Consider the following 18,864-nt stretch of genomic DNA (forward strand, 5'->3'; position numbering starts at 1 on the left):
TCCGAATCAAGGTGAGTGTTAGCGATAACACCCACCATGCATAACTAAATTACCAAGTTTGCGTTGACTTGAACTTCTCAAGAAGTTCTTTCAACTGCGCTTCGATCTCGGCGTTGTAGTTACCTGTTTCATTGATTTGAGCCATTAGCTCTGCGTATGTGCTGTTTGCAAAACCAATTAGGCCTTCTTCGAAGTCACCGATTTTCGCGATTTCGATGTCTTGTAGGAAGCCTTTCTCAGCTGCAAATAGAGACAGAGACATTTCAGCAACAGACATTGGTGCGTATTGTTTCTGCTTCATTAGCTCAGTTACGCGCTCACCATGCTCAAGTTGAGCACGAGTTGCATCGTCAAGGTCAGAAGCGAACTGAGAGAACGCTGCTAGTTCACGGTATTGAGCTAGCGCTAGACGGATACCACCACCTAGTTTCTTAACGATTTTCGTTTGCGCAGCACCACCAACACGAGATACCGAGATACCAGCATTTACTGCCGGACGGATACCTGCGTTGAATAAGTCAGTTTCTAGGAAGATCTGACCATCGGTGATTGAGATAACGTTAGTAGGTACGAATGCAGAAACATCACCACCTTGAGTTTCAATGATAGGCAATGCTGTCAATGAACCTGTTTTACCTTTCACTTCACCGTTAGTGAACTTCTCTACGTAATCAGCGTTTACACGCGATGCACGCTCTAGAAGACGCGAGTGAAGGTAGAATACGTCACCTGGGTATGCTTCACGACCTGGTGGACGCTTCAATAGCAATGAGATCTGACGGTAAGCAACAGCTTGCTTAGACAGGTCATCATATACGATTAGTGCATCTTCACCGCGGTCACGGAAGTATTCACCCATAGTACAACCAGCAAATGGCGCTAGGAATTGTAGCGCTGCTGATTCTGAAGCTGATGCAACAACAACGATTGTGTTTTCAAGTGCACCATGTTCTTCAAGTTTACGTACTACGTTTGCAATCGTAGATGCTTTTTGACCAACCGCTACGTACACACACTTAACGCCTGTGCCTTTTTGGTTGATGATTGCATCGATTGCTAGTGCAGTTTTACCAGTCTGACGGTCACCGATAACCAGCTCACGCTGACCACGACCAACTGGGATCATTGCATCGATAGACTTATAACCAGTTTGTACTGGCTCGTCTACTGATTGACGCTCGATTACGCCTGGTGCAATTTTCTCAACTGGTTCAAAACCGTCGTTATCTAGTGCGCCTTTACCATCGATAGGCTGACCAAGTGTGTTTACAACACGACCAAGTAGACCACGACCAACAGGTACTTCTAGGATACGACCAGTAGATTGTACTTTTACGCCTTCTTTAAGGTCGGCGTAAGGACCCATTACTACTGCACCTACTGAGTCACGCTCAAGGTTTAGTGCGATAGCATAACGGTTGCCAGGAAGCTCGATCATCTCACCTTGCATACAGTCAGCTAGACCGTGGATGCGGATGATACCATCTGTAACAGATACAATTGTACCTTCGTTACGTGCTTCACTTACAACTTCAAACTGCTCAATACGTTGTTTGATCAGCGCAGAAATTTCTGTGGAATTAAGTTGCATGCTCATTTTCCCAATTACGATTGTAGCGAGGCCGCTAGGCGGTCAAGTTTGCCACGGACAGTTCCGTCAATAACGGTGTCACCAGCTTTGATCACAAGGCCGCTAACTACGGCTTCGTCGATGCTACAATTCAGCTTAACTTTGCGTGCGAAACGTTTTTCAAGTGCCGCGACCAATTTGTCTTGCTGTTCACCAGCAAGTTCAGTTGCAGAAATCACGTCAACGTCGATTTCTTTGTCATATTCTGCTTTAAATTCAGCAAAAATATCAGCAACTGCTGGAATGGCGGCTAAACGCTCATTTTCGGCCATCAGCTTGATAAGATTCTGACCCTGTTCGTTGAGTTGCTCAGAACATACTTTCAGTAATACATCAGTTTGTTCTGCAGCAGTTGGCATGCTTGCAAGCAAAGAAGCCACTTGCTCATCGCTGGCCACTTGGCCAGCGAAGAACAACATGTCATTCCAAGCGTCAACATTGCCTTTTTCAACAGCAAGTTCAAAAGCCGCTTTAGCGTATGGGCGAGCGATAGTAGTCAATTCAGACATGCTCATACCCTCCGTTACAGCTCAGCGACAAGTTTTTCAACGATGTCACTGTGTGCGGCTTGATTGATTTCACGCTCTAAAATCTTCTCAGCGCCAACCACTGCCAGAGTAGCAACTTGCTTACGCAGGTCCTCTGTCACACGGCTACGCTCTGATTCAACTTCAGAGTGTCCTTGAGCAATAATTTTCTCACGCTCTTGCTGACCACGAGTTGTCTCTTCGTCAACAATTAACGCTGCACGCTTTTTAGCTTGATCAATGATATCAGCCGCTTGAGTTTTTGCTTCTGTCAACTGCTCTGCAGCTTCTAGACGCACACGTTCAAGTTCTTTTTCGGCTTTATCAGAGGCAGCTAAACCATCTTCGATTTTTTTCTGGCGAGCTTCAATTGCACCATTTAGTGGTGGCCATACGAACTTCATACAAAATAATACGAAGACCGTAAACGCAATTAATTCACCGATAAGAGTGGCGTTTAAGTTCACAACCGCTCCTCCTTAAATAGTAAGCTGTTCAAAAAGTTAAATTAAAGTACGAACAACAATACCATCGCGATACCAACACCGATCATTGCTACGGCATCGATTAGACCAGCTAGGATGAACATCTTAACCTGTAGTGAAGGCGCAAGTTCAGGCTGACGAGCACATGCTTCTAGGAATTTACCACCCATGTTACCGAAGCCGATCGCTGTACCGATAGCACCGAAGCCGATAAGTAGAGCAACTGCGATGTACTTAAGACCTAATACTAGTTCCATTTTTTTCTCCAAAGTTTCAATTGTAAATTAAAGTTAAAATATAAAATAAAAATTAATGATTATCTGAGCTCGCCATGCTTAGGTATACGATTGTAAGCATCATAAATACGAATGCTTGCAGAACGATTACTAAGATGTGGAATACAGCCCAAATAAAGTGCAACGGTAGTTGCATTAAACCAACTGCGCCGATCAAGATGAAAATCAACTCACCAGCGTATAAGTTACCGAACAAACGAAGTGCTAACGAGAACGGCTTAGCAACCAGTGCAATCGTCTCAAGTAGCAAGTTAAACGGGATCAAAAGAACTTGAACCAGTTTGTTATTTGAACTGAACGGGTGCAACGTAAGCTCTTTAATAAAGCCAATGATGCCTTTGATTTTAATTGAGTACCCGATCATCAATAAGAACACACCAATCGCAAGCGCAGCGGTCAAGTTGATATCAGTAGTTGGTACAATTTTCATGTACACATCGTGTGAGTCCATACCGAATGCAGTTTCGCCAACTAAGCCGGCAAATGCAGGTAGGAAATCGACAGGTATTAAGTCCATTAGGTTCATTAAGAACACCCAAACAAAGATTGTTAGAGCTAATGGAGCTATAAGTTTGCTACTACCATGATAAGTGTCACGTACGTTGTCACCAACGAACTCCACGATCATTTCAATGAAACACTGAAATTTACCCGGTACACCTGTGGTAGATTTAGTAGCGGCACTACGGAAGATCCATAAAAATATCAGACCTAAACCGATTGACCATGCGAGGGTATCTATATGCCATGTCCAGAAACCACTATCCGCACATGCTTTATTGAAGGCAAGACCGGCGTCGGTCGAACACATCTTGGCATTGGTCAAGTGATGCTGAATATGGCTTGATAGAGTAACTTCTTCTGCAGCCATGTTTTATCCCAAAAGTTAATGATTAAAAAAAATCGGTGCCAACCATTGTGTGAACATCACCAGTATGTAACAGCAAAAAAATGGCAATGCCATGACTGAAAAATACTTAAATACCAGTGCGAACAAACACACAGTCAGCAAAAACTTTAATCCATTGCCTCGTTTTATCGAGTCAAATACTTGCTCTGCTTTACTCGCGCCCATATATCTAAAGGCGTATAAAGCGAACACTAAGCTAGGCAGTACTGAGACTAGGCCACCGGCTATTGCAGATGCCCCCGCATGCACTCCCCAAGCTATTAAAACTATTACTGCAGCGACGATTGCTACGATACCCTGAAGTAATACGCCTTTTAATGCGGCACGTCTATACGGGCCAGCTAACGAATGAGTCACTTTTTATTAACCTTTATGACCTTAAACTTAATCAGGGTATGAAAACTGGCGAAATTATACTTATTTTTGGTGATTTTGCAACTTGAAGAGACGAATAGTGGCGCTTTTTCAGCACCACCATTGTTTGTTTATTGGTCATTCTGGCGGTTGTTGCATGTCTGGGTGAATGCGGCCCAAGATGCCATCGAGTTCATTCAAGCTAGTGTAAGAAATCACCAGCTTGCCTTTGCCACGATTATTATAGTTAATTTCCACTTTAGCGCCTAAATTTTCGCCTAATTGCTGCTCTAACAATCTGACATCTGGGTCTTTTTCCTTTGTTTCTTTTTTGTCCGCCGGCTCTAAAATACTGCGCACTAACTTCTCTGTTTCACGTACCGTTAAGGCTTTTGCGACGGCTGTTCGCGCCACCTCAGATTGCGCTTCGCCTGAGAGTGCTAATAGGCAGCGTGCATGGCCCATTTCTATATCGCCATGCTCCAACAATATTTTAACATCATCATTGAGATTATTAAGACGTAACAGGTTTGTCACTGTTGTACGCGACTTACCCACCGCCTCAGCAACCTGCTGATGTGTTAATTCAAATTCGGTGAGTAAACGATGTAGTGCAACCGCTTCTTCCATGGCATTTAAGTCTTCACGCTGAATATTTTCAATCAACGCTATCGCCACAGCCGCTTCGTCAGCAACTTGCTTTAAAATACACGGCACCATACTTAGCTGAGCTAATTGCGCGGCACGCCAACGTCGTTCACCCGCAATGATCTCATAATCCGTATCACTGATATGGCGCACCACAATCGGTTGTAAAATACCTTGAGAGCGAATTGACCCTGCCAACTCTTCTAACGCTTGTTCTGACATGTCTTTACGGGGCTGGTATTTACCTGGTCGTAAATATTCGATAGGTAACCGCTGCAACTCACCATCAACCGGCATGGTTGTTTTTGGTGTTTGGGGCTCACTTGTTTTACTGTCAGCTTCAGTTACTTCACTTACCACCGGCTCAGATGAAGGAGCTGGTTTTGCTGAGCTTAATAAGGCATCCAAACCTCGCCCTAAACCACGTTTTTTAACCGACATGTTATTATTATCCTCTTAGGCAACCGCAGCAGATTGCTTTTCTTTTCGGCGTAGCATCTCTCCAGCTAACGCCAAATATGCTTTTGCACCACTGGATGCCCTATCGTAATACATCGCAGGTGCGCCAAAACTTGGCGCCTCAGCTAACCTCACATTACGTGGGATCACAGTGCGGTACACTTTTTCGCCAAAGTGTTGTTTCAGCTGTTCAGAAACATCATTGGCTAAACGATTGCGAGGATCATACATGGTGCGCAAAATCCCCTCAATCTGTAAATTCGGATTTACCAACTTTGCCAGCTGAGTGATCGTGTCCATCAACGCCGTTAACCCCTCTAGCGCATAATATTCGCACTGCATAGGCACTAAAATAGAATCAGCCGCAGCCATCGCATTGACTGTCAGCATATTCAGTGAGGGTGGACAATCAATAAAAATAAATTCATATTGATCTTGAATGGACTCTAGTGCATTTCTTAAGCGCACTTCACGCGCAAAGAGCTCCATCAATTTAACTTCCGCCGCAGTAACATCTCCGTTAGCAGCAATTAAATGATATTCACCCGACGTGTCTTTACTGATCACATCCGCTATCGCTGACTCTTCTATCAGCAAATCATAAATGGTGGGCACATCACCATACTTATCAATACCACTGCCCATGGTTGCATTACCTTGTGGGTCTAGGTCAATAAGTAACACTTTACGTTTGGTCGCAGCCATCGATGCGGCTAAATTTACAGCCGTGGTGGTTTTGCCAACGCCACCTTTTTGGTTTGCAATTGCAATAACTTTTGCCACAGTGTCCTCGGAAAGCTTAGTCTTTAGAAAGAATAATTAAATGTCGCTCAGCATCCAGTTCTGGAACTTCTAAGCTAATCTTTTGCTCAAAGTGCACACCTGTTGGCAAGTTCTCTAATTCTTGCTCAGGAAATTGACCTTTTAGCGCAATAAAGCGACCAGAATTATCAATTAGATGCTCACACCACTGCACCATATCTTGTAATGATGCAAATGCGCGGCTAAGCACACCATCTAATTTAACACTTGGCTGATAATCTTCAACACGAGACTGAACAGGAGTGACATTATCTAAACCAAGCGCATGTTTTACCTGCATTAAAAAACGAACTCGTTTACCAAGGCTATCAAGTAATACAAATTGCGTATCAGGCAAAGCAATGGCCAATACGATGCCCGGTAATCCTGGACCCGTACCAACATCAATATACTGTTTGCCAGCTAAGTGAGGGGCAACCATGAGTGAATCCATAATGTGTTTAACTACCATTTCACTCGGATTGCGTACAGAGGTTAAATTGTAAGCTTTATTCCATTTGTCTAATAATTCAACATACTGCACAAGCTGCTGCTGTTGAAGTTCAGTAAGCGCAATATCCGTCTGCGCTAATAAAGAAGATAGTTGTTGATGTAACACGAGATCCCATTGCCGTTACGCTGACTTGCGCAACAGCCCTTGCTTTTTCAGATACACTAATAATAGCGAAATAGCTGCTGGGGTGATACCAGAAATACGAGAAGCTTGGCCAATGGTGTCTGGTCGAGCATCGGTTAGCTTCGCAACGACCTCATTTGATAGGCCACTTACTTGGCTGTAATCAAACTCTTTTGGTAGCAATGACTCTTCATGACGCAATTGTTTGTTGATCTCATCTTGTTGACGCGCAATGTAACCTGCATACTTGGTTTGGATCTCTACTTGCTCAAGTGCTTGAATATTCGTCGCATCAGATCCTAACCCTTCAATCCCCGTTAGATCATGATAATTGATCTCCGGGCGACGGATCAGATCTTCCAAACTGGCTTCTCGTGTTAATGGCGTTTTAAGTAACGCGTTTACTTGATCAATGGCTGGATGATCTTTGTGGATCCATGTTGCTTTTAAACGCTGTGCTTCTTGTTCCATTACTTCAAGTTTGTCGTTAAATGCAGCCCATCTTTCATCATCAACCAAACCAAGCTCTCGGCCTTTTTCAGTCAAGCGTAAATCAGCGTTATCTTCACGTAATAATAATCGGTATTCAGCACGACTAGTAAACATACGGTACGGTTCTTTGGTACCAAGCGTTGCTAAGTCGTCAATTAATACACCGGCGTATGCTTGATCGCGGCGTGGTGTCCAGGCATCTTTACCTTGTACTTGTAATGCCGCATTCATGCCAGCTATCAAGCCTTGTGCACCAGCTTCTTCATAACCGGTAGTGCCGTTTATTTGACCTGCAAAGAATAAACCAGTGATAAATTTAGTCTCTAAAGATTGTTTTAAATCTCTAGGATCAAAGAAGTCGTACTCAATTGCATAACCTGGGCGACAGATATGGGCATTTTCAAAACCTTTAATTGATTGCACAATTTGTAATTGCACATCAAAGGGTAAGCTGGTGGATATACCATTTGGATACAGCTCATAGGACGTTAACCCTTCAGGCTCTACAAATATTTGGTGCTTATCTTTGTCAGCAAATCGAACTATTTTATCTTCGATTGATGGACAGTACCTTGGGCCTATGCCTTCAATAACGCCTGCATACATCGGAGAACGGTGTAAATTTTCACGGATCACATCATGCGTTTTTTCATTTGTGTAAGTGATATAACATGGGATCTGTTGTGGATGATCTGATTGCTTACCCATAAATGAAAATGTAGGGGTTGGTGTATCACCTGGTTGCGCTTGCATAACCGAGAAATCAACCGTTCGGGCATCAATACGTGGTGGTGTACCCGTTTTTAATCTATCAACACGAAATGGTAATTCACGTAACCTATCAGCAAGGGCTATCGATGGTGGATCGCCAGCTCTTCCCCCTTTAAAATTTTCCATGCCAATATGGATTTGGCCACCCAAGAATGTTCCCACTGTCAGTACTACAGAATGTGCACTGAAACGCAGTCCCATTTGGGTTACAACGCCTTTCACTTGGTCTTGTTCAACGATTAAGTCATCACAAGATTGTTGGAAAATCTTTAGGTTATCTTGGTTTTGCAAAATGGTTTGAATTTCAGCTTTGTACAAGACACGGTCAGCTTGAGCACGTGTTGCTCTTACCGCAGGTCCTTTAGACGAATTCAGAGTTCTAAATTGAATACCCCCTTTGTCTATCGCTTTCGCCATAGCTCCGCCTAGTGCATCAATTTCTTTTACTAAATGGCCTTTGCCAATACCACCTATTGCGGGGTTACATGACATTTGACCCAGAGTATCCATATTGTGTGTTAACAATAAGGTGTTCATACCCATTCTAGCAGCAGCAAGGGCAGCTTCTGTACCTGCGTGTCCGCCACCAACTACAATAACGTCAAAATGTTCATGATAAATCATTTACGGGATCCTACTTAAAAATTACCGGTTCGATTTTGAAAGGATGCGTATTCTACCTAGAAATACTCAGAAGTGAAATGACTAAATAGTAACCAATGAGTAAAAAAGCTCAAAAGAGATCTTTTAATATAAATAAGATCTTTTTAAAGATCTTTATTAGATCTTACTACTAGTGATCCGCTTTTCTGTGAGTAAGGTGAAATACCTATTTAACAGCAAAGACTTAGATCAGATCAATTAGTGTGAATAGGATCGGATCAAGTATCTGATAAGCTCTGATCAAAATGGCTATTTATACACAGGGCTAGATCATCTCATAATTATCCCAAGGATAACTATGGTTAGATCTGCAGGTAGATCAAAGGTTATCCACAATCCGATCTTAAAATCTCTAAAAATGTGTATAACTTATGTGTAAAAGATCAATGAGGACTACTGAGATACAGTGAGTGCATTACTAAACTGCGGTAACCAACTCAATGCAGTGTCTTCTGGAAGTGCTTCATCTAATACATTGATCTCTAAAACCGGCAGCATATTTGTTGCACCTTTATCTACCAATAACTGTGCAATATTTTTAGCTGCATGGTTATACGTGTCATAGCTGGTATCACCCAACCCGACGACAGCAAACTGTTTAGCGCTCAAATTACCTTGCTGATTTACTTGATCAATAAATGGCAATAAGTTCTCTGGATAATCACCTGCACCATAGGTTGAGGTTACGATTAACCAGTGATCATGTTCACAATATGCTAAGTCAGGTTGCTCGTGCAAATTAGCAACAAACCCTTGGTTTTCTAAGGCTTCTTTTAGCTGATCAGCAACATATTCAGCTGATCCCATTTGACTTCCAACGATGATCTCTAATTGTGTCATTATAATTGATCAAGTAATTTTAATGGCGTCATCATATAGTGCCTGTGGAAGAAGTAAAGAGGTGCGCAAATTGATTGGATAAAAAATAGCGTGCGTTTTTCACTCAAAACAATGGTTTTTAGTTTAACTTACTGTATTTAAATGAATTAATAAAATATTCCAAGCCGGTTTTTAGTGAGCTTTATGTGGATAAACTGAGTAAATCTTTGCGATAAGTTTATTGCTCAAGCACCTACTAGACACTATTTTAGCGTGTTTTGGCTGTTTTTAGCTTGGTTATTGGCTATGTGGACAACTTCGTTGTGCATAACGATCAAGTGCTTGATTTCGATCTGCTTTTTTAGATCTATAAAGTTAGATCCATATATTAAAATAATCTAAAAATGGCAGGATCTGATCTGTATTAACGATGCCGAGTACTCGGCTATGGAAAATTAGCCTGTTATTTGCGCATGAAATGTTGGTTTTTTTACGTTCCGGGGTTAGGTTTTTCACGTGTAGATCTGAAAGCGGTGTTAATTTGAGCTGATATACATTTAGGTTATGGGATAAACCGGCCGCGTAAAAGTAAAATACGGGCAGCATAGATTGTGTGGGACACGAATGTCCGATAAATATAGCTTACTTAGTAAACTATATTTGAATATAAATACAGAGGGTTACGGTTACTTTAATGCGGTAAAAGTACTTAGTTGATCATGTATCTGATGTTACGTGTGAGTGGTCGAGAGAGTATTCGCTGAGGTGTAAAAAAAGGGGAGTGCTCCCCTTAATTTTGTTCAAAAGTGGTTATTTACCGATACAAAATGAGCTGAAGATCTTACCCAGTAAATCGTCGGAGGTGAATTCACCCGTAATTTCGTTTAAGTATTGCTGAGTTAAACGCAGTTCTTCAGCAAGGATCTCGCCTGCGATATGCATCTCTAGCTGCGTTTTACCTATATCTAAATGTTCAGCTGAACGCTCTAATGCATCTAAATGACGGCGACGTGCCATAAAGCCACCTTCAGTAGCGCCCTGAAAACCAATGCATGCTTTGAGATGATCCCGTAGTAAATCGATGCCATCGGTGTTTTTTGCACTTAAGCGTAAGACAGGGTAGTTGTCTTGTTGACACATACCGACCGCTTCTTGTGATAAATCGATTTTATTACGCACTACGGTAACGGCCATACCTTGCGGTAAACGTGCCATAAACTCAGGCCAAATTTGCATCGGATCAGTGTGTTCGGTGTCAGTACCATCGACCATAAAGAGTACGTGATCGGCTTGGCTTATTTCATCCCAGGCACGCTCAATACCAATTTGCTCTACTTTGTCGGGGCTATCACGCAGTCCAGCGGTATCAATTATGTGCAGTGGCATCCCATCTATATGAATATGTTCACGCAGTACGTCACGGGTTGTACCTGCAATGTCTGTCACGATGGCGGCTTCGCGGCCAGCTAATGCATTAAGTAAACTGGATTTACCAGCATTTGGACGGCCTGCGATCACCACTCGCATACCTTCGCGCATGATACTGCCTTGTTTAGCTTGTTTACGGACTTCATTAAGTTGTGCGATGATCGCGTTCAAATCACCACTCACTTTTCCGTCAGATAAAAAGTCTATTTCTTCATCTGGAAAGTCGATAGCGGCTTCTACATACATACGTAAATGAATAACCTTTTCCACCAGCGTATTAATATGATTAGAAAAATCACCTTGTAAAGAATGAAGAGCACTTTTAGCTGCTTGTTCACTGGTCGCATTAATGAGATCGGCGATGGCTTCTGCTTGGGTGAGATCCATTTTGTCGTTTAAAAAAGCACGCTCTGAAAATTCTCCTGGCTGCGCTAAGCGCACCCCCGCAATTTGGCAAATTTCTTTGAGGAGCATATCAATAACAACAGGACCACCATGGCCTTGTAACTCTAAAACATCTTCGCCAGTGAAGGAGTTAGGGCCAGCGAAATACAGTGCAATGCCTTGATCTAATTGCTCACCTTGTAAGGTGTTGAATGGTAAGTATTCTGCATAACGTGTTTTTGGGCATTTACCTACGATTTGTTCGGCGACTTGAGTTGCTAATGTACCCGATACGCGAATAATTCCTACACCGCCGCGTCCCGGTGCGGTGGCTTGAGCTACGATGGTGTCTTGTGTGTTCATAAGGCCATTTATTTAGCGTTTATATTGTCGCTAATTGTACAGCAAAGGGGCAAACTGAGCTATTAACAACCATAAGATATTGCCATTACAACCGCATATTACGAGCTAGGTGTTTAATGGTTTAACTCCTAGCTCGCCTGTGTTGGTTAAATAAAGTAGGGAGAGCTTTTATTCTCAGCTTCGTTTTTACACTGATGGCTATATATTATTGAATCTATAATTAACAGTATATGCGCATTACTTTTACAAAAAGAACAATACCTTGATCTGAATCCTGTGCTAAATACGAGTTAAATGATACTTATTCTACATGAGGCCATATCAATGATGATGCATTGCGTTAGCCATCGTTATATTGAAGTAGGTAGTGGGAGCTGTACGCAGTGTATTGATGTGCTGTTTGGTAAATTGTCTATAGGCGGTTATATCCACTAAAACCAGACCATTGTGGCTATTAAAACGATAGTGTAAACCTTTTGTCTCATTTATGTAATTTTTAGCACGTGTTACTACTACAATATGGTCGGATTATTTTATCTATTAATAATATTTGATTATTTTTAACGTAAGCTGTGAAGGAATTATGTCGTACACGTTTAATAGTTATTCATTTGACCCTGTATTGGGCGTTTTGTATTTTCAAGAAAATGCCGTACAACTGCGACCTAAACTCGCCCAATTATTGGAATATTTTTTACTTAATGCTGGGAGGATCATTACTCGTGAAGAGTTGCTATCTGCTTTGTGGGTGAATGGCGAGTATAGAGAAAGCTCCCTGACCCAAAGTATCCGGGAGCTACGTAAGCAATTAAGCGACAGTGTGCAAAATCCATTGTTTATTAAAACGTACCCACAGAGAGGGTACATTTGGATCTGTGAGGTCGATATGCCTTGTAATGTGCTCTCGGCTGATGAACCAGCACCTGAGCCGACGCGCACGATGGCATTTTTTACGGATAGTCCGCAAAGACTGCCAGCCTTGGTGCTAACTTTATGCATTTTTATTGCCGGACTGTTTTTGATGATCGGCTTTACAATGGTTGATCCGTCGTCGAAGACTGTGAGTGAAGCACATCACAACGAACGATTGTTGGTCGCCCCATTTAAAAATTTAACGGGAGAGACTGAATTCGACTGGCTGAATTACGGGTTACGACATTTGTTAATACAAAACTTGAAGGAGTCAGGGGTAGTAACGGTCATTCCTAATCAGCCTGCTTTTCATTTACTATCTCAAGAGCACGAAGCACACGATAATGTTGGTTCTACATTACAGTCTTTGGTCGAACAAGGGCATGCGGAGCGCTGGCTAGAGGCGACAGTTTCACAAGAAAGTGGTCGTTTCGTGTTCCATTATACCTTATCAGATATTCAAGGAAAAATTAAAAAAGGGGTGATTTATAGTGATGATCTGAATCATCCTTTACCTAACTTAGCGACTACTTTTGCACAGCAAGTCATTGGTAAAACAGGCATGGTGAGTACCTATCATGTGTCTGAAAGTGACTTTTCTACCAAGGACTATTTGGAAGGGCTGTATGCACTAGAGACGCGCGGTGTTGGCCTTGCTATGCGCTACTTTGAAGCCTCGGTACTACACGACCCTAACAATATTCATGCTCTGGTCGAACTGGCTCGAACTTATTGGCATACAGGTCGACTTCAACAGGCAACAGAAATATTTGAGCAACTGTCACAGAGTGCTGGTCTATTAGCGAAACCTTCTTTGAATGCCCGCATGCTGGAATACTGGGGTGAAATGAAAATTGCCAAAGGAGAATATACGCAAGCGAACACCTTGTTAGAACATGCGTTGGTGATGACAGATGAAATAGATAATGATGTTTTACGCTCGAAAATCTATCGAAAGTTGGCGACGATTGCGTGGCAACAACAGCAGTGGAGTAAATATCAACACTTTGTTTCTCAAGCTAAAAACTTATTTGAGATCCATGATATGACGGAGTCTGAGGCGAGGCGTTTATATTATATAGGCAACCCTCCACCAGCGGGGCCTGAAACGGATCAAACTGTAGATCTCGAAGATAGCTTACAAAGCTTATATAAATCAGTGCGTTATTATCGTAAAAATGGCAACTTAAGCTCATTGATGAAAACGTATTTTGCGCTAGGTCAGAATTACTTGGCACCGTTAGAAGAGCGCAACCAAGCTTTATTGAATGCGTTAAAATTGGCGACCGATCAGCAAGAATTGGTGTACCAAATTAAAATAGCGAATTATCTCGGTTTTTACTTCATTCAATTACATGAAGGAGAAAAAGCCATTGAATATATTGAACTGGCTGAGCAAGTATTAAATGATGAGTTAGATATTGCCCCTTTACGCTATCGAAATCAGTTATTACTGAGTATGGCTAAAATGGATCATGGTATTGCGAATAATGATAAGTCTGCGTTACATCAAGCGAAGGGGAGTTTTGCGCAATTGCTGGGGAGTCTTGAGTCTCTAAACAGTCATGACAATATTAAAGCGGATGCGTATTTGTTATTAAGTTGGACTGAGCTTGCCTTGCAGCAAAGCCAGTCTGCATTGCTTAACCAGCAAGCGGCGTATAATTTATATACGCGTTTAAATATGCACGATTCATTAAGCTATGCGGTCTATTCTCTTATGTATACCCACCTTACACTTGGTGATGATGACCGTGCGATAGAATTAGCAAATTCAGGTCAGTTTAATAAGAAGCTGATCTATGATTATACAGCATTGGCGTTCTACCGACTTGGCGATGTTGATAATGCCATTGGACAACTTGATAAAATGAAAAAACAGTTCGCGCATTACTGGCAAATAAGTGATGAGCGAAGGTATAAACAATTGGCGGACCCAGCACTTCAGCAAAACGAACTCATGACGTGGTTCTCCTCATTACAAAAACCTTACTCAGTATATTGTGAATCGGAGTGGAACTTTCAAATAGATGTGAACTAAGACAACTAAAGGAGAGAACTACCTCTGATGTTATCCTCAAATGTGCGCATTATTTGGCATCGTATGTCGTGATGCGCATTCATATAAGAACTCTATAAGCTGCGCAGGTATTGCCACTTCACCTCCATATTGTTGGCCCCACGCTCACTAAAGCTTGGTCAAACATGCGCTGATGAAAGATAAATAACATTCAAAATCAAGTCATTGTCGCTTTCTTATTAATATCCTAGTAATACATATAATGTGCTGTTTTGTGAGCACATAGCAATGCTTATCCAATCTTTAAAAGACGTATACCTTGTATACAGTCCGCCGTACTGTGGCTTACTTTTTTTATCCGCTTGCAACCATTTTTTTCTATCGTGTTATTTGCGTTAGCCTTTCGAAATAAATATAAATTTATTCATACTATTCAATTGTTTGATTAATTTTTATGTGTGAATTTCTTATCTAAATTTATGTTTTATTTATCTTTTATGTCTTTTTTGTCGCTATAAAATTCATTTTAGATATAGGGTACACCCAGCTAAAGCAGCCTAGGAATGAGGGACCTTTTACTGACTGATTAAGTAAAAGTAGAGGCTGTATATATTTGGCTTTTTGCAGTAATTACTCATGAAAAGGGAGGGTGAAGGAATGATTGATATAGGTAACAGCTGTACCCAATGTGTTTACGCACGCACAGTGCTAAGGAGTAGGCGATGGGGTTCATAAACTTAGCGGCGCGTTGGCTTGTTGAGCCAAAATCGCCAGATAAAGTCGTGATTTATTCGCAACAAGGGAATGTCACTTATCGGGCATTACAGCAACAAGTATGTCAGCTCGCATCTGCGTTTGAGGGGTTTGCTGTAAAACCAAATGATCGAATTGTCATTGCGATGAACGACAGTGTGCCTCTCTATGTTTGCTTTCTCGCAAGTTTAGCATGTGGCGCTATTCCCATTGTGATCAACCCTAAGTTATCACTGAGCAATCAGCAGTTTATTCTCGATGACAGCGATGCGCGTGTGTTGATACAGCACACCATAAAAGGGACATCTTGCCACTTTTATGATGAGGGAACGGCGCGTGATACATTTGACTATCAAGCCCTGTTAAACACAGGCTCTGATAGCTGGTCAGATTTTCATTTTAAGCAAGGTGATGATATTGCCTTTATGCAATATACGTCTGGCACCACAGGTAACCCTAAAGGGGTAATGCACTCTTCTAATAATGCATTACAGAGCTTCAAAGCATTCGCCGACAAGACGTTACACGTAACAAGTAATGATAGATTCTACTCGCTGGCAAAATCATTTTTTGGTTATGGATTGGGCAACAGTGTTTTCTTTCCGCTTGAGTGCGGTGGCAGCGTGGTTTTAGATGCTAACTGGCCTACTCCAGAAGCGGTGGTGGCTAACGTATCTTGTTATAAACCAACCATATTTTTTGGTGTTCCTGCAATATATCAAGCACTCCTATCTCAGCCACATGTAACTAGGGCATTTAATTCGGTTCGTCTGGCTATTTCTGCAGGGGCTGCGCTACCTGAGCAACTTTTTCAACATTGGCAGACAACATTCGGCACCACAATTTTAGACGGCTTAGGGTCTACTGAGTTGTGTCATATATTCTGCAGTCATACGAGTGACACTGCGATGGCTGGTACGCTTGGTAAGCCACTAGAAGGTTACGATATTGATATTCGTGATGCCGCTGGACACAGTGTGGCAGAGAATATATGTGGAAACATGTGGGTTCGGGGGCCGAGCGTTGCACAAGGCTATTGGCGAAACCCTGAAGCGACGGACGCTAAATTTCAATTGGGGTGGTATGACTCTGGAGATTTAGCGCTACGCGACGCGCAAGGGCATATTCATTTTAAAGGCCGAGCTGATGATTTGTTTAAAGTGAATGGTCGCTGGGTGATCCCTTCTGAGATTGAAGTACGAGTCATGACCGAATTCTCAAATATTACAGAAGTAGCATTAGTGCCGACTGAGGACGAATATGGTCTAACACGCGCAGCGCTCTATTTGGTAACACATGATGGTAAAGCCGATGACTTAGTGGCTGACGTTGAGGGGTGGTGCACCGCACAATTATCTAACTTTCAACGACCTCTTTATATTGAAGTGCTTAATGCATTACCAAGAAATGATAATGGCAAAGTGATTCGTCGGCAATTGTCGCGCGTCAGTGAAGGAGTGGCGTAATGCACTCACCCTTAACTTATAAAGTACAGGCGTTACCGTATAAAAATAATGATGTGATTGAACTCTACACACGGTATGCAGACCGACATGACTCATTTATTTTTGAATATAACAATGCCGGTAATAAATCGATGCCGCCGCGATTTAGTGTGATCGGGTTATCTATTCTGGCGCGCATTACCGTTAAGAAAAATAGACTGTGTTTGAGTATGCAAGATACAGAGCAAACACAACAATTTGATGACCCTAAAGTGGTATGGGCGGCATTAGAAAGCATGTTATCTGATTTTTCGGTGCCTGATATTGCACAGATCCCGTGTTTTAGTGGCGGTTGGTTTGGGTGTTTTGGCTATGAGAGTGTGCGTTACTTTGAACCAAATAAATTGCCGGATCCACAACTACAGGATTTAACCGGCTCCCAAGATATAATCATGCTACTGCCAAAGCAGTTATTGGTTTTAGATCATCACACACAGCGCATGTGGTCCGTTGCCTATGCATTTGACGATGAAGTTCCTTCGCTGACTTTGATTGAAAGTGATCATACTTGGGCTAAAGATACGGTCTTAGGCCCTGTGAAGTATCAATTTAAAAAACCGGAGTTCATCGATGCGGTTGGTAAATTAAAGCAACACATTAAAGATGGCGAAATAATGCAAGCGGTGTTGTCACAGCGCATGTGTGTAGAGGTTTCAGGCAGTGGTATAGAGTTTTTTACACGCCTTCGTAATATGAGCCCATCACCTTATCAGTTTTATGTACGTACTGATGCAAGCTGTTTATTTGGGGCCTCTCCAGAAACGCTAATACGCAGTGAAAAGGGGGCGTTAATTTCTTTTCCAATGGCGGGAACACGGCATCGCAGTGCATGTGAAAAAGAAAATCAACAGCGCGAAGTTGAATTGCTTAATGACACAAAAGAGTGTGCTGAGCATTTAATGTTGATTGATTTAGCACGGAATGATTTGGGGAAAGTGGCAAAGTTATCTTCTGTCTCTGTGCCAAAAATGATGTCGGTTGAGCATTTCTCCCATGTTATGCATATCACTTCAGAAGTGAGAGCTGAACAATTACAGCATATTAGCCCCTTAGGCTTGATCCGCGCCACGTTACCCGCTGGCACACTCAGTGGTGCGCCAAAAATACGAGCAATGCAATTAATAGATCAATATGAGCCGGTTAGAAGAGGTTTGTATGGTGGCGGTGTTGGCGTGATATCAGGGGGAGATGTCGATTTGGCAATCGTGATCCGAACCGCACTGATCAAAGACGGCTGTTTACACCTTCAAGCTGGTGCGGGTGTGGTATCTGACTCTATTGCACAGAGCGAATGGCAAGAAACCTTGAATAAGAGTAAAGCTTTGCTACTGGCACTTGGCATTACTGACTCGTCACACAATATGGAGATGACAGCATGCTGTTAATGATCGATAACTACGACTCGTTTACCTATAACTTAGTACATTATGTGGCTGCCTTAGGTCACACCATCCAAGTCGTTCGCAATGATGAACTGAGCTTGGCTGACATTGTTGCGCTAGCTCCAGATGGGCTCATTATTTCGCCGGGGCCTTTTGGGCCTGAACAAGCGGGTGTATCGTGCGACGCCATTGGTTATTTTGCTGGAAAGATCCCAATTTTAGGCGTGTGTTTGGGCCATCAGTCTATTGGTCATGTATTTGGTGCCAAAGTGCAGCATGCGGGTGAACCCATTCATGGTAAATGTTCACATATTTCTCATCATGGAACGGGGTTATTTGACGGCCTGGTATCTCCTTTACGTGTTGTGCGTTATCACAGTTTAAGCCTTGCTCTCCCGTTACCCTCTTGCCTTGAAGTCACCGCTATGACGGTCAGTGAAGGGGAGGGACATGCCGAAATAATGGCGATAAAACATAAGGAATTTCCAATTTATGGTGTGCAATTTCACCCAGAGTCTATCGCGTCAGAAGGGGGGATGAGTATGCTCAAAAATTGGTTACTTGAAACTGGCTTGGCATGTATGAGTACGCCCGCCAAACCCGAAGCTGCCTAATATAAGGAATA

General features: G+C 42.4%; 16 protein-coding genes. 4 read left to right on the plus strand and 12 right to left on the minus strand.

Annotation, left to right across the window (positions count from 1 at the left end):
- Positions 1–49: 49 nt before the first annotated feature.
- The 12 genes from atpA to mnmE form a co-directional block, all read right to left on the minus strand.
- Positions 50–1,591, minus strand: coding sequence for a F0F1 ATP synthase subunit alpha (gene atpA, locus BGP78_RS17450; RefSeq protein WP_010366186.1), 1,542 nt, complete (start codon positions 1,589–1,591; stop codon positions 50–52).
- 14 nt (positions 1,592–1,605) lie between these two features.
- Complete coding sequence (gene atpH, locus BGP78_RS17455; protein ID WP_010366188.1) at positions 1,606–2,139, minus strand: F0F1 ATP synthase subunit delta; 534 nt, start codon at positions 2,137–2,139, stop codon at positions 1,606–1,608.
- Between the two features lie 14 nt (positions 2,140–2,153).
- Positions 2,154–2,624, minus strand: coding sequence for a F0F1 ATP synthase subunit B (gene atpF / locus BGP78_RS17460; RefSeq protein ID WP_010366190.1), 471 nt, complete (start codon positions 2,622–2,624; stop codon positions 2,154–2,156).
- A gap of 41 nt (positions 2,625–2,665) precedes the next feature.
- Entirely contained in the window at positions 2,666–2,899 is a 234-nt protein-coding gene (atpE, locus tag BGP78_RS17465; RefSeq protein WP_004335261.1) for a F0F1 ATP synthase subunit C, read from the minus strand.
- A 52-nt stretch (positions 2,900–2,951) separates the two neighbouring features.
- Complete coding sequence (gene atpB, locus BGP78_RS17470) at positions 2,952–3,809, minus strand: F0F1 ATP synthase subunit A (protein ID WP_010366212.1); 858 nt, start codon at positions 3,807–3,809, stop codon at positions 2,952–2,954.
- 15 nt (positions 3,810–3,824) lie between these two features.
- Entirely contained in the window at positions 3,825–4,205 is a 381-nt protein-coding gene (locus BGP78_RS17475; protein ID WP_010366214.1) for an ATP synthase subunit I, read from the minus strand.
- A 135-nt stretch (positions 4,206–4,340) separates the two neighbouring features.
- Positions 4,341–5,291, minus strand: a complete 951-nt coding sequence (locus BGP78_RS17480) for a ParB/RepB/Spo0J family partition protein (protein WP_119862581.1) — start codon at positions 5,289–5,291, stop codon at positions 4,341–4,343.
- 15 nt (positions 5,292–5,306) lie between these two features.
- On the minus strand, positions 5,307–6,092 hold the full coding sequence (locus BGP78_RS17485; protein WP_119862582.1) for a ParA family protein: 786 nt from the start codon (positions 6,090–6,092) through the stop codon (positions 5,307–5,309).
- 16 nt (positions 6,093–6,108) lie between these two features.
- On the minus strand, positions 6,109–6,729 hold the full coding sequence (gene rsmG / locus BGP78_RS17490) for a 16S rRNA (guanine(527)-N(7))-methyltransferase RsmG (protein WP_119862583.1): 621 nt from the start codon (positions 6,727–6,729) through the stop codon (positions 6,109–6,111).
- A gap of 15 nt (positions 6,730–6,744) precedes the next feature.
- On the minus strand, positions 6,745–8,634 hold the full coding sequence (gene mnmG / locus BGP78_RS17495) for a tRNA uridine-5-carboxymethylaminomethyl(34) synthesis enzyme MnmG (protein WP_119862584.1): 1,890 nt from the start codon (positions 8,632–8,634) through the stop codon (positions 6,745–6,747).
- Between the two features lie 432 nt (positions 8,635–9,066).
- The gene (gene mioC, locus BGP78_RS17500) at positions 9,067–9,513 is read right to left on the minus strand and encodes an FMN-binding protein MioC (protein WP_119862585.1); all 447 of its coding nucleotides are present in this window, start codon (positions 9,511–9,513) and stop codon (positions 9,067–9,069) included.
- A gap of 789 nt (positions 9,514–10,302) precedes the next feature.
- Positions 10,303–11,667 (minus strand): tRNA uridine-5-carboxymethylaminomethyl(34) synthesis GTPase MnmE, encoded by a 1,365-nt coding sequence (mnmE, locus tag BGP78_RS17505; protein WP_119862586.1) that lies wholly within the window; start codon positions 11,665–11,667, stop codon positions 10,303–10,305.
- 583 nt (positions 11,668–12,250) lie between these two features.
- On the opposite strand from mnmE, the gene BGP78_RS17510 reads away from it, so the two are divergent.
- The 4 genes from BGP78_RS17510 (at position 12,251) to BGP78_RS17525 (ending at position 18,853) form a co-directional block, all read left to right on the plus strand.
- Entirely contained in the window at positions 12,251–14,620 is a 2,370-nt protein-coding gene (locus BGP78_RS17510; protein ID WP_119862587.1) for a winged helix-turn-helix domain-containing protein, read from the plus strand.
- A 701-nt stretch (positions 14,621–15,321) separates the two neighbouring features.
- Entirely contained in the window at positions 15,322–16,818 is a 1,497-nt protein-coding gene (locus tag BGP78_RS17515) for an AMP-binding protein (RefSeq protein ID WP_119862588.1), read from the plus strand.
- Positions 16,818–18,242 (plus strand): anthranilate synthase component I family protein, encoded by a 1,425-nt coding sequence (locus BGP78_RS17520; RefSeq protein WP_119862589.1) that lies wholly within the window; start codon positions 16,818–16,820, stop codon positions 18,240–18,242. The genes BGP78_RS17515 and BGP78_RS17520 overlap by 1 nt, the downstream gene beginning before the upstream one ends.
- Positions 18,233–18,853 (plus strand): aminodeoxychorismate/anthranilate synthase component II, encoded by a 621-nt coding sequence (locus tag BGP78_RS17525; RefSeq protein WP_119862590.1) that lies wholly within the window; start codon positions 18,233–18,235, stop codon positions 18,851–18,853. Before BGP78_RS17520 ends, BGP78_RS17525 begins: the two co-directional genes overlap by 10 nt.
- Positions 18,854–18,864: the final 11 nt, after the last annotated feature.

The sequence above is a fragment of the Pseudoalteromonas sp. MSK9-3 genome (assembly GCF_003590335.1).
Classification (GTDB): Bacteria; Pseudomonadota; Gammaproteobacteria; order Enterobacterales; family Alteromonadaceae; genus Pseudoalteromonas.